An 11738-nucleotide genomic window follows, 5' to 3' on the forward strand; every position below is an offset into this window, starting at 1 on the left:
CGCCGCCCGCCCGGGCATCGCCGCGCCGCGCCGTGCCGCGAGCCGCATGCGACGCGGCCGCCGTCGCCCCCGCGGCCTGCGGGATGCGCTACAATCGCATGCATTCGCGACTACGGCAAGGAGCATCCCATGACCATCAGGCTCTACGACACCAAGCTGCGCCGCAAGGTGGACTTCACGCCCCTCCATGAGGGGAAGGTGTCCATGTACGTGTGCGGCCCCACCGTCTACAACCGCATCCACATCGGCAACGCGCGCACCTTCATCTCCTTCGACATGATCCGCCGCTACCTGACGTGGCGTGGCTTCGACGTGACCTTCGTCCAGAACGTCACCGACGTGGACGACAAGATCATCAAGCGCGCCAACGAGGAGGGCCGTTCTGCCGCTGAGGTGGCCGCCCAGTACACTGAGGCGTTCATCGCCGATATGCACGCGGCCGGCGTGCAGGACCCCGACGTGCGCCCCAAGGCCACCGAGGAGATTCCCGCCATGATCGAGCTGGTGCAGACGCTCATCGACGGCGGCCACGCCTACGAGGTGGACGGCGACGTGTACTTCGCCGTGCGCTCCTACGAGGGCTACGGCGAGCTCTCCGGCCGCAACATCGACGAGATGGAGGGCGGCCACCGCGAGCTGCGCGCCGACGGCCAGGGCCTGGAGGACCGCAAGCGCGACCCTCTCGACTTCGCCCTCTGGAAGGCCGCCAAGCCTGGCGAGCCCTCGTGGGAGAGCCCCTGGGGGCAGGGGCGCCCGGGGTGGCACATCGAGTGCTCGGCCATGTCGCACAAGTACCTGGGGCTGCCCTTCGACATCCACGGTGGCGGTTCTGACCTGGCCTTTCCCCATCACGAGAACGAGCGCGCCCAGTCCGAGGCCGCGTGCGGCTGCACCTTCGCCAACCACTGGATGCACTCGGGGATGCTGCAGGTGAACGCCGAGAAGATGTCGAAGTCGCTCGGTAACTTCATGCTGCTCCATGAGGTGCTCGACACCACGCGCCCGGCAGCCCTGCGCATGCTCATGCTGCAGACCCACTACCGCAGCCCGCTCGACTTCTCCGAGGAGCGCCTGGCCGAGGCCGACGCCGCGCTCACGCGCATCGAGAACGCGGTCAAGAACGTGGATTGGCTGGCGGGCGCCGCCGAGGACGGCGCGCCGGACGTGGTGGACGCCGCGGCTCTGGGCGCGCAGGTGTCGGCCGCGCGCGAGGCATTCGCTCAGGCCATGGACGACGACTTCAACGCGCCGGCGGCTCTGGGCGCCGTGTTCACGCTGGTGGGCGAGGTAAACGCTGCGGTGGCGGACAAATCGCTCTCGGTGGCGGATGCGCAAGCCGCGATGGTCGCGCGCGACGCCGTCGTGGAGCTGCTGGCCGTGCTGGGCGTTGCGCTCGCCGACGAGCAGGGCGGGGGCGCGGCCTATCCGCCCGAGGTGATCGAGCTGGCGGCCGACATCGCCGGGTACGGCGGCGCCGATGCCATGGAGGCGGTGGAGGCGCTGCTCGAGGCGCGCGCCCGCGCTCGCAAGGAGAAGGACTGGGCCGTGGCCGACGGCGTGCGCGACGGCCTGACCGCCCTCGGCTTCACCATCGAGGACACCCCCCAGGGTGCCCGCGTGACCTACGCGGGATAGCGCCGGGCCTCAGCCCGGGCCCTGCGCGGGTTCGCGCGGCCTGCGGTCGCGGGCAGGCTCTTTCGCGGGGCCCCGCTGCTTCGGCGGCGGGGCCCCGCGTGTTGCGGGCGCCCCGCGCGTGCTATCCGCGTTCACCTCTGCTCCGCCTGTGCGAAACTGCGGTGCAAAATGGTCAAAAAGGCCGACTTGACGACGGGGGAGGGGCGATCCCGCGCGTTTCTCGCCATGCGGCGGAGCGGTGGGGATCGGGTTCGCGTGTGACCAGGCGCGTTTCGCGAGGGCTGGGCGGCGTCTCTCGCGCGGATGTCGTCAGGTCGGCTTTTTTGACCATTTTGTCCGTGGGGCCGTGCGAAACGACCTCTTCCGCAATCGGGTCAACGGGACATCGTCTGCTCCGCAGGCTTGTCGTCAGGTCGCCGGTTTTTGCCACGTTACGCCGCGAAGGCAGCGCGTTTCTTCCCAGGGCGGCGAGAAGGCCCCTTCCACAATCGGGTCAATGGCGTATCGTCTCATGGCGAGGGCGCTAACGGGGCGCCACGGGAGGGAGGATGCGATGGATCCGGTCATCGAGCTGCGTGGCGTCACCAAGGACTATGGCGGCGGCCGAGGCGTGTTCGACCTGTCGCTTGCGGTGGGCCGCGGCGAGGTCGTCGGCTTCCTCGGGGCCAACGGCGCTGGCAAGTCCGTCACGATGCGGCTGTTCATGGGCTTCGTGCGGCCCGATGCGGGCAGCGTGTCCATCGGCGGCCTGGACTGCTTCGCCCGCCACGCCGCCATCCAGGGGCGCGTGGGGTATCTGCCCGGCGAGCTGGCATGCCCCGCCGACCTGACTGGCGCGGCCTTCCTCGATTTCATGGCGGCCCTGCGCGGCGCGTCCGACCGGCGCCGCCGCGACGAGCTCACGGCCTTCTTCGAGCTTGATCCACGCGCTCGCATCCGCTCGCTTTCCAAGGGCAACCGGCAGAAGCTCGGCATCGTGGCCGCCTTCATGGGCGCGCCCGACGTGCTGCTGCTCGACGAGCCCACGAGCGGCCTCGACCTGCTCATGCAGCGCCGCTTCGTCGAGCTGGTGCGGGCCGAGCGGGAGCGCGGCGCCACGGTGCTGCTGTCATCCCACGTCCTCGGCGAGGTGGAGGGTATCTGCGACCGCGCGGTGTTCATCCGCCGCGGCCGCCTGTCGTCGGAGACGCCCGCCGCCGACCTCACGCTGGACGCCACGCTCGAGCGCCTCTACGGCGCCGACGCCCTCGACCGCCACTGGGAGGCGCCCGCCGAGCCCGCCTCGCCGGAGAAGGGAGGCCCCCGATGATCCCCGCCCTCCTCGCGCGCAGCCTGCGCGGCGTCGCCCCGGTGCTCGCAGCCCTTGCGGCCGTCGCCGTCATGTACGTCGCCTCCGTCGCCTACCTCTACGACCCGGCCGTCAGCGAGAGCCTGGCGCTCATGCAGGAGGCCATGCCCGAGCTCTTCGCGGCCTTCAACATGGCCAACGCTGCCGCCACGCTGCTCGACTTCCTCGTCAACTATCTCTACGGCTTCCTGCTGACCATCGTGCTGGTCATCCTGGCCGTCTACCTGGCGCAGCGCCTGGTGGTGGGGCCCGAGAGGGATGGCTCGCTCGCGTGGCTGCTGGCCGCTCCGCGCTCGCGGACGGCACTTGCCCTCACGCTTGTCGCGGCGGAGGCGGCCGCCGTCGCCCTCCTGGTGGGGCTCTGCTGGGCGGGCGAGGTCATCAGCTGCGAGGCGCTGTTCCCCGGCGAGCTCGACCATGCCGGCCTGGCTCGCGTCAATGCGGGACTGCTCGCCCTCGGCCTGTTCGCGTCGGCGGTCTGCCTCGCGTCGGCCTGCGCCTTCCAGCGCCCCGGCCTCGGCCTGGGGGTGGGCGCCGGCGCCTGCGTGCTGTTCTTCCTCGTGGGGCTCATCGGCACGGTGGGGGAGGGGCTCGCCTGGGCGGCCGACCTGTCGCCCTTCGCGCTGTTCGATCCCTACGGCCTGGCGGCGGGGGACGCGGGGGCCTTGGTCGGATCCGCCCTGCTCGCCGCAGCCGCGGCGGCGCTTGACGCCCTGGCCGTCGTCTCCTTCGCCCGCCGCGACTTCAGCCTGTAGCGCCTGCGGCCGGTGCCGCCCGCAGCACCTTGGCGAGACGCCGCGCCTCGGAAAATTGAGCTTGCCGCGCAAATTCGGACGGTTTTGCACTCCGCAGCGCTCTTCTTTGCCGCTGATTCAGCCGCCGCGGCCGCAAAACCCCTGGACGCGCCTGCGTGTGCCGGCATCTTGGGGGCTTTTGCCGCACGGCAGGGTGCAAAACCGTTCGAATTTGCAGATTGGCGGCGAAAAGCCGAGGCCTAGCGGTACGCCCACCCACGCAGGATCTCGCACCAGCGGCGGTACGCGTCCATGAGCGCGTCCAGGTCGATGGGCTCGCGGCTGGAGAGGCGCTGGTGCAGGTAGCCGTCGCCCAGCATGATGAGCATGTCGAGCACCTCGCGCGGATCCACGTCGTCGCGGAAGCGGCTGAAGTCCACGTTCTTGAAGAACCGGTCGAACATGACGTCGACCTGGTGGTTCGTCCACTGGGCCGCGGCCTGGCGGATGTCACGGTGGTCAGCGTAGAAGGCCCGCACCGCGAACTCGAGCGCCCATGGCCAGCGGCTCAGGCTGGCCACCTTCTGCTCGCCGGCGTAGAGCATCAGGTCGAAGAAGTCGTCGATGGCGTAGAAGTCCTCGTCTACCACCAGCTCGATGAAGCGGTCGGTCAGGTAGTCCAGGGTACGCAGGTAGAGCGACCGCTTATCGCGGAAGTAGAAGAACAGCAGCCCCTTTGACATGCCGGCGCGCCGTGCGATGTCGGCGGTGCGGGCGCTCTTGTAGTCGTGACGCCCGAACCCCTCGAGTGACGCGCGCATGATGGCCTCCTGCCGCTCGGGCGGCAGCGCGTCGAAGTCGCCGCGACGCGGGGCGGACGCGGGCGCTCCGGACGCGGGCGTGACGTCGGACGCGGGCGCGGGTGCGGTGCCGGGCGTGGGTGCGGCGGGGTGGTCGCTTCGGTTCATGGAGGCTCCTCGGGGTCGGGGGAGGGCGGCGTTGACCGGCAGGTCAGCACCGAGCCTATCATAGTCCGTTGACCCGATTGCGGAAGGGGGGGCTTGCGGGGAGGGGCGCTCGCACGCGAGGGGGCGCCTGAGCCAAAGGGTCACACCTAATGGCACCTCCGATGGGGACGCTCGCACGGGGGGGCGGAGTGCGTGGAGGTCGCCCGCGGCAACGGCATGGAGACGCTCGCATGCACGCGCGCGGGGGCAGGACGCTCGCACGCGCGGGGGCATGGCGTGGAATGTTTCACGTGAAACATTCCAGCGGAGACGCTCGCACGCACGCGGGGCGCCGCCCAGGACGAGGACAGCATGCGGATTGCCGGAGACGCTCGCTCGTGCGCGCGGGGGGGGGCTGTGCGGACGCGGGCAGCTTGCACGTCATCGGTAGCCCCTCGCGCCCGCGGGGGCGGGCGCTTGGGGGCAGCGGCTCTTGCGCAGCGAGGGGAGCTCGGAGGGGCTTGCGAGGGCAGGCGCCTGCGCAGGGGATGCGCGCGCGGGGCAGGTGCCTGCGTGGGAGACGCTCGCGCGCCCGCGGGGGGCTGCCGGGCAGGCGCTTGGGGCAGCGGGCCCTTGCGCAGGGGGACGCTCGCGCAGGAGTGGGCGTGTGCGCCTGCGGGCAAAGCGAAGCGCGTCGCGTCGGCCGCCCGTCCCGCGCCGACTCCCCCCCCGCATCGACTCCCGCACCGCACGCCCGCCCCCGCGCCGACCCCTCGCGCCGCACGCCCGCCTCCGCGCCGACCCCCCGTGCGTTTTCAACGCGCCGCTTCTGCCAAAAACAAGGTTGCGAGCTCTTTTCGGGCGCCAATTCCGAATCCTCGATCACTCGTCACGCTCGCAGAGGGCGTTCTCCCCGAAAGCCTCGGTGAGCTTTCGGCGGGCGGTCATTGCGGTTCGCGGGCTCGATTTTGGCAGAAGCGGCCGTGCCGTCTCGCACGAAGCCTTCGTGGGGGCCCCTGAGGGGCCGGCCGGCTCCTTCGGCGCCTTGCGCGCGGTGCCTTTCGCCGCGTCGTCGCTATAATAGGCACCCATGACCACGTCCGACCGCATACCGATGGAGCTGCTGGCCCCCGCCGGGGGGATGGATCAGCTGCGTGCCGCCGTCCGTTTCGGCGCTGACGCCGTGTACCTGGCCGCCGATCGCTTCGGCATGCGTGCTCGGGCTGCCAACTTCGCCCTGGACGAGCTGCCCGAGGCCGTGCGCGTCGCCCACGAGGCCGGCGTGCGCGTGCACGTGGCCTGCAACGTCCTCATGATGCCCGACGACCTAGACGCGTTGCCCGCCTACCTGCGTGCCGTCCAAGACGCCGGCGCTGACGCCCTCATCATCGGTGACCTGGGCGCGGCCGTCCTCGCGCGCGAGCACGCGCCGGCCGTCGCGCTGCACGTGAGCACCCAGGCGTCGGTGGCCAACGCCGCAGCCGCCCGCGTCTGGCATTCCCTGGGCGCCACGCGGGTCGTGTGCGCCCGCGAGCTGTCGCTCGCCGAGATAGCCCGCCTGCGCCAGGACGCCCCGCCCGACCTTGAGATCGAGGCCTTCGCCCATGGCGCCATGTGCATGGCCGTCTCGGGGCGCTGCCTCATCAGCAGCTACCTCACGGGCCGCTCCGGCAACCAGGGCCACTGCACCCAGCCCTGCCGCTGGAGCTACACGCTGGAGGAGGAGAAGCGCCCCGGTGAGCATTTTCCCGTCGAGGAGGACGGCCGCGGCACCTTCATCATGAACGCCAAGGACCTCAATATGCTCGCCCACCTGCGCGAGCTGGCGGATGCTGGCGTGGACTCCATCAAGATAGAGGGCCGCAACAAGAAGGCCTTCTACGTGGCCACCGTGGTGGGCGCCTACCGCCGCGTGCTCGACGGCGAGCCGTTCGAGGCCGTCGCTGACGAGCTTTTGGCCGTGAGCCATCGTCCCTACGGCACCGGCTTCTACTTCGCCGAGGCCGAGCAGGCGTGCGCCTACGATGGCTACGAGCAGCAGACCATGCACGTTGCCGACGTGGTGGCTTGCGAGCCTTGCGAGGGCGAGGGGGTCGCGTCGCGTGTCGAGGGCGCTGCCGGGAGCGCGCCTGCGGGCGGCGCACCGTGCGAGGGGCCATCGCGCCGTGCGGCGGACGTGGACGCGACCGCGCCGCGCTACCGGATGACCGTGCGGTGCCGCAACCGGTTCTCCGAGCGCGACGAGCTGGAGGTTCTCGCGCCGCGCGTTCCCGTGCGGCCGCTCGTGGTGCGCGATCTCACCTGGCTTCCCGAGCCTGACGAGGACGATCCGGCCCCTGCGCCGCAGCCTGTGGCCGCGGCCAACCGATCCTGTGCGCTCTATGCCATCACGACGCCCGACCCCGTGCCGCCCGGCGCGTTCCTGCGGGCTCGCGTCTTCCGGCGATCCGCTCGCCATGGCTGATGCCCCGCATGCCGCTGTCTCGGCGGCGAAGGCCCCCTCTGGGCACGCCGCTCCGCCCGCCTTCGCGCTGTTTCGCTCGATCATCCAAGGAGACCCCATGAGCACCGACCTCTCCCACCGCACCGTCGCCGACGAGCACCTGGCCCTCGTCTTAGAGGGTCGTGCCCCCCTCGTCGAGGACGGCGCCATGGGCACCATGCTCCAGCGCACGGGCCTGCTCGCTCCGGGCGAGCCGCCCGAGGGCCTCAGCCTCTCCGCCCCCGAGGCCGTCACCGCCGTCCATCGCGCCTACGTGGAGGCCGGCGCCCAGCTGGTGACCGCTAACACCTTCGGCGCCAGCGCGCTCAAGCCCGACGCGGGGCTCTCCGTCGACGAGGTGTTCGCGGCGGCCGTGGCCTGCGCCCGCGCGGCCGAGCCGCGCTACGTGGCCGCAAGCCTGGGGCCGACCGGCCGGCTGCTCGAGCCTTGGGGCGACCTCGATCCCGACGACGCCTCCGGCCTGTTCGCCGCCCAGGCTCGCGCCGCCGAGGCGGCCGGGGCCGACGTCATCGTGGTGGAGACCATGACCGACCTGGGGGAGGCCGAGGCGGCGGCGCGGGCGGCGCTCGACGTCACCGACCTGCCCGTGTTCGTCACGCTCTCCTTCGGCGCGGGCGGGCGCACCATGATGGGCGTCACGCCCGAGGACGCCGCCCGCGCGCTCACGGGCTGGGGCGTTCACGCCGCGGGCCTCAACTGCTCCGTGGGCCCGCGTGAGGCTGCGCCTCTGGCGGCGGCCATGGCCCCGCTGCTCGGCTGCCCGCTCATCGTCAAGCCCAATGCCGGCCTGCCGCGCCTCGAGGGCGGCCAGACCGTCTACGACGTGGGCCCCGAGGACTTCGCCGCCGCCATGGCCCCCATCCTCGAGGCCGGCGCCGCCATCGTCGGCGGCTGCTGCGGCACCACCCCCGCCCACCTTGCCGCCCTCGCGGCCCTCGTGGCCGCTGGCCCGCGCCCCGCTTAGCGCGCTCCCCGATCACCCGCGCCCCGCTTAGCGTGCGCCGCCTGCGCCCGGCTCGCTCCCGGCTCGCCTGCCCCGGTCGCCCTCCCGGCCCGCCTGCCCCGATCACCCGCGCCCCGCCCGGCGCCGTGGCGAGATTGTTGAGCGCTCTGCTCGCTGACAGGGGCCCTTCTTGGTATGATGGAGCCATCATATTTCCTAGGGAAAGGGAACCGTCATGGGAGTCAAATCCACGGAGTCGCTGGAGATATCCTACGATGAGCTGCCGACCTACCTGCACGCCCATCACTCGGTGTACATGGACGTCGACGGCGCCACCTACTACCTGACCGATGTGAACGACCGCTACTGGCGCGTGCAGAACACCGCCGAGCTCAACGAGAAGGGTCACTACGTCGACTGCAGCGACCTGGTTCCCACCCTGAGCGAGTTCCTCGACCTCCCCTTCCTCCATGGCAAGAGCGTGAGCGGTCTTTTCGACGAGGCCGTGTTCTTCGCCTCCGAGAAGCCCGAGTAGCCTTCCCCCACAACTGAATAGCCAAGCAGCCGAGGGGCGGCTCTGGGCGAGCCGCCCCTTTCTCATGCCTTGTGCTATGATGCCTGCTGGCAAACGACAGAGTCCGCGGAATGTCAAGACGAGTCCGCGGCGAAGCTCAGGAAAGAAGGAACCATGGCAGAAGAAGAGTGCAGCCACGAGTGCTCCAGCTGCGGCGTGTCCGGCTGCGGCGACCGCGAGGCCAGCGCCGGCCCGAGCACCCTTGAGACGAACAAGCGCACCACCGTCAAGAACGTCATCGGCGTCGTGTCCGGCAAGGGCGGCGTGGGCAAGTCCCTGGTGACGAGCCTGCTGGCCTCCGAGATGCGCAAGCGCGGCCACAAGGTGGCCATCCTGGACGCGGACGTCACCGGCCCGTCCATCCCCAAGTCCTTCGGCATCACCGGCCATCTGACCGCCGACGAGGACGGCATCAACCCGTCGGTGTCCGAGAGCGGCATCGAGGTCATGTCCGTGAACCTCATGCTCCCGCAGGACGACCTGCCGGTGGCCTGGCGCGGCCCGGTGGTGTCCGGCGCCATCCGCCAGTTCTGGCAGGAGGTCAACTGGGGCGAGGTTGACTACATGTTCGTCGACATGCCTCCGGGAACCTCCGACGTGTTCCTCACCGTGTTCCAGTCGCTGCCCGTCGACGGCATCGTCACCGTGTCGGCCCCGCAGGAGCTGGTGGCCATGATCGTGGGCAAGGCCGTCAACCTGGCCCGCTCCCTCGAGGTGCCGGTCATCGGCCTGGTGGAGAACATGGCGTACTTCAAGTGCGATGACTGCGGCAAGGAGCACCACATCTTCGGCGAGCCTCAGGGCGCGGCTGTGGCCGAGAAGTACGAGATCCCCGCGGTGGCCACGCTGCCGATGGATCCGGGCTTCGCGCGCCTCGTCGACGCCGGCAAGGTGGAGGAGTACGACGTGGAGGGCGCCCTGGACGGCATCATCGACCAGATCGAGGCCACCACGAAGGAGAAGGCCGAGGCCTAGGGCCAAGTGCCGCGAGGCTCCAGGAGGAGGCGTGGGCGCCCGACTCGGATACCCGCCGCCGCGCGCAAAACTTTTTCGAAAAAGTTCTTGCGCCCGACGCTCCTTCTGTTAATATAGTCCTCGCACTTTTACGGGGCCTTAGCTCAGCTGGGAGAGCGCATGGCTGGCAGCCATGAGGTCAGGGGTTCGATCCCCCTAGGCTCCACCACTTATCAGAGAGGCGGTTGACGCAAGTCAGCCGCCTCTTTTTTCATCTGCGCCGCACGCATCAGCGTAGGCAAGTATTAGACTTTGTCCTATAGATAACTGACCGCGAAGGCGGAAGAAGGCGTCGGGATCGTCCGATGCGCACGCTACGGAAGGGGAGTGCCCATGCTGTTCAAGAACATCGCCATCCTCGACGAGGACTTCGCCTACCAGCCCGACCGCTGGGTGGGCGTGCGGGACGGCCGCATCGCGTACGTGGGCGACGCCGCGCCCGCCGATGCCGCGTCCTACGGCGAGGCCTACGACGGCGCGGGCAAGCTGCTCATGCCCGCTCTCTACAACGACCACGCGCATGCCCCCATGGTGCTTCTGCGCGGCTACGCGGAGAACCTGCCGCTCCAGGCGTGGCTTGAGCAGAAATGCTGGCCCTTCGAGGCGAAGATCACCCCCGAGGACAACTACTGGGCCATGCTGCTGGCCTGCGCCGAGCTGGCCCGCTACGGCGGCGTGAGCTTCTCCGACATGTACTACGCCACGCGCGAGCGCGCCCAGGCCGTTACGGAGGCCGGGCTCAAGGCCAACCTGAGCGAGGGCCTGCTCGCCTTCGAGCCCAAGCCCTTCGCCGACTACCCGCAGTGCGCGCTCAACGAGGAGCTCGTGCGCGACCTGCACGGCTCGGCCGACGGGCGCATCCGCATCGACTACAACATCCATGCCGAGTACACCTCCAACCCCCAGGTGTGCGCCGAGGTGGCGGCCATCGCCCGCGAGAAGGGGCTGCGGGTGCACCTGCATGCCTCGGAGACCAAGAGCGAGGTGGAGGAGTGCCGCGGCCGCCATGACGGCCTGAGCCCCATCGCCTACTTCGACTCCCTCGGCGTGCTTGACGGCGCCGTGACCGCCGCTCACTGCGTGTGGGTGGACGAGGGCGACATCGCCATCCTGCGCGACCGCGGCGTGTTCGTGGCCAACTGTCCTGCCTCCAACCTCAAGCTGGGGAGCGGCTTCGCCCCCATCCCCCAGATGCTCGACGCCGGCGTCAAGGTGTGCCTGGGAACGGACGGCATGGCGTCCAACAACAACCACAACCTGTTCCAGGACATGTACCTCATGGGGCTCGTCTACAAGGGTGCCGCGCTCGATCCGGCCGTGGTGGAGCCGCGCCAGGTGATGGCGGCCGCCACGCGCACGGGCGCGCTGTCCCAGGGCCGCGAGGACTGCGGCCTGGTGAAGGAGGGGATGCGCGCCGACGTGTGCGTGCTCGACGTCACCGGGCCGCAGTGGTGTCCGATGACCGCGCCGGACTACAACGTGGTGTTCGCCGGCGACGGCGCGGACGTGGTGCTGACGATGTGCGACGGCCGGGTGGTCTACCGCGACGGCGTGTGGCCCACCATCGATGTCGAGCGCGCCAAGGCCGAGGTGGCGGCTCGCACCCGCCGCATCATCGCCGAGCTGTAGGGAAGGCGCGCGGCGGCCAGGCGCGGGCCCGCGCCCTCAGGCGCCGCGCTCGTCCTGGAGGCGGCTGACGGCCTCCCTCACGTAGGCCTCGAAGGCCCGGCGGTTGCCCACGCGCGCCTTGGCGTAGATGCTTCGCGCGTGGTACTTCACCGTGCGCTCGGCCAGGTAGACGCGCCCCGCTATCTCGCGATAGGTGAGCCCGCGCATGACGTGGCGGCCGATGCAGCGCTCGTGGGCGGAAAGCTGGAGCTCGTCGAACACGGCGCCCTCTGCCGAGCGCAGCCGGCTCAGCGCCTCCTGCGTGCCGGGCGGCATCCCGGCGCCAGGGGCGCAGGAGGCTCCTCCAACGGCCGCCGCCCCGGGCGGCGCGCCCGCCCCTCGGGCCGCCGGCGCCTTCGCGCCTGCCTCGCC

General features: G+C 70.6%; 10 protein-coding genes and 1 tRNA gene. 9 read left to right on the forward strand and 2 right to left on the reverse strand.

Features of this window, described 5'->3' with window-relative positions:
• The first annotated feature begins 129 nt into the window (after positions 1-129).
• The 3 genes from cysS to D1643_RS07695 all read left to right on the forward strand — a co-directional run bounded on the left by cysS (position 130) and on the right by D1643_RS07695 (position 3738).
• The gene (gene cysS / locus D1643_RS07685; protein WP_160710067.1) at positions 130-1635 is read left to right on the forward strand and encodes a cysteine--tRNA ligase; all 1506 of its coding nucleotides are present in this window, start codon (positions 130-132) and stop codon (positions 1633-1635) included.
• A 553-nt stretch (positions 1636-2188) separates the two neighbouring features.
• Entirely contained in the window at positions 2189-2944 is a 756-nt protein-coding gene (locus D1643_RS07690) for an ABC transporter ATP-binding protein (protein WP_201751027.1), read from the forward strand.
• Positions 2941-3738 (forward strand): hypothetical protein, encoded by a 798-nt coding sequence (locus D1643_RS07695; RefSeq protein ID WP_160710069.1) that lies wholly within the window; start codon positions 2941-2943, stop codon positions 3736-3738. Before D1643_RS07690 ends, D1643_RS07695 begins: the two co-directional genes overlap by 4 nt.
• Positions 3739-3977: 239 nt before the next feature.
• On the opposite strand, the gene D1643_RS07700 is transcribed toward D1643_RS07695, so the two are convergent.
• Positions 3978-4685: a TetR family transcriptional regulator gene (locus D1643_RS07700; RefSeq protein WP_160710070.1), complete on the reverse strand. Its 708-nt coding sequence runs from the start codon at positions 4683-4685 to the stop codon at positions 3978-3980.
• Between the two features lie 1069 nt (positions 4686-5754).
• On the opposite strand from D1643_RS07700, the gene D1643_RS07705 reads away from it, so the two are divergent.
• From D1643_RS07705 to D1643_RS07730, 6 genes are all read left to right on the forward strand, one after another.
• On the forward strand, positions 5755-7128 hold the full coding sequence (locus D1643_RS07705; protein ID WP_160710071.1) for a U32 family peptidase: 1374 nt from the start codon (positions 5755-5757) through the stop codon (positions 7126-7128).
• A 97-nt stretch (positions 7129-7225) separates the two neighbouring features.
• The gene (locus D1643_RS07710) at positions 7226-8131 is read left to right on the forward strand and encodes a homocysteine S-methyltransferase family protein (protein ID WP_160710072.1); all 906 of its coding nucleotides are present in this window, start codon (positions 7226-7228) and stop codon (positions 8129-8131) included.
• 214 nt (positions 8132-8345) lie between these two features.
• Complete coding sequence (locus tag D1643_RS07715; protein ID WP_160710073.1) at positions 8346-8645, forward strand: CDP-alcohol phosphatidyltransferase; 300 nt, start codon at positions 8346-8348, stop codon at positions 8643-8645.
• Between the two features lie 153 nt (positions 8646-8798).
• The gene (locus tag D1643_RS07720) at positions 8799-9659 is read left to right on the forward strand and encodes an Mrp/NBP35 family ATP-binding protein (RefSeq protein WP_160710074.1); all 861 of its coding nucleotides are present in this window, start codon (positions 8799-8801) and stop codon (positions 9657-9659) included.
• A gap of 132 nt (positions 9660-9791) precedes the next feature.
• Positions 9792-9867 (forward strand) — tRNA-Ala (locus D1643_RS07725).
• A gap of 164 nt (positions 9868-10031) precedes the next feature.
• A complete protein-coding gene (locus tag D1643_RS07730; protein ID WP_160710075.1) occupies positions 10032-11327 on the forward strand; it encodes an amidohydrolase in 1296 nt (431 codons plus the stop codon).
• A gap of 36 nt (positions 11328-11363) precedes the next feature.
• Here D1643_RS07730 and D1643_RS07735 read toward each other — a convergent pair.
• Positions 11364-11738, reverse strand: a 375-nt coding sequence (locus D1643_RS07735) for a response regulator transcription factor (RefSeq protein ID WP_236643466.1), incomplete at its 5' end; no start/stop codon positions are given.

This window comes from Enterorhabdus sp. P55 (assembly GCF_009911695.1).
Taxonomy (GTDB): domain Bacteria; phylum Actinomycetota; class Coriobacteriia; order Coriobacteriales; family Eggerthellaceae; genus Enterorhabdus.

What these genes read in the sequence shown, in the direction of transcription:
- cysS (WP_160710067.1), top strand. Translation starts at nt 130, where the DNA reads ATGACCATCAGGCTCTACGACACCAAGCTGCGCCGCAAGGTGGACTTC.
- D1643_RS07690 (WP_201751027.1), top strand. Translation starts at nt 2,189, where the DNA reads ATGGATCCGGTCATCGAGCTGCGTGGCGTCACCAAGGACTATGGCGGC.
- D1643_RS07695 (WP_160710069.1), top strand. Translation starts at nt 2,941, where the DNA reads ATGATCCCCGCCCTCCTCGCGCGCAGCCTGCGCGGCGTCGCCCCGGTG.
- D1643_RS07700 (WP_160710070.1), bottom strand. Translation starts at nt 4,685, where the DNA reads ATGAACCGAAGCGACCACCCCGCCGCACCCACGCCCGGCACCGCACCC.
- D1643_RS07705 (WP_160710071.1), top strand. Translation starts at nt 5,755, where the DNA reads ATGACCACGTCCGACCGCATACCGATGGAGCTGCTGGCCCCCGCCGGG.
- D1643_RS07710 (WP_160710072.1), top strand. Translation starts at nt 7,226, where the DNA reads ATGAGCACCGACCTCTCCCACCGCACCGTCGCCGACGAGCACCTGGCC.
- D1643_RS07715 (WP_160710073.1), top strand. Translation starts at nt 8,346, where the DNA reads ATGGGAGTCAAATCCACGGAGTCGCTGGAGATATCCTACGATGAGCTG.
- D1643_RS07720 (WP_160710074.1), top strand. Translation starts at nt 8,799, where the DNA reads ATGGCAGAAGAAGAGTGCAGCCACGAGTGCTCCAGCTGCGGCGTGTCC.
- D1643_RS07730 (WP_160710075.1), top strand. Translation starts at nt 10,032, where the DNA reads ATGCTGTTCAAGAACATCGCCATCCTCGACGAGGACTTCGCCTACCAG.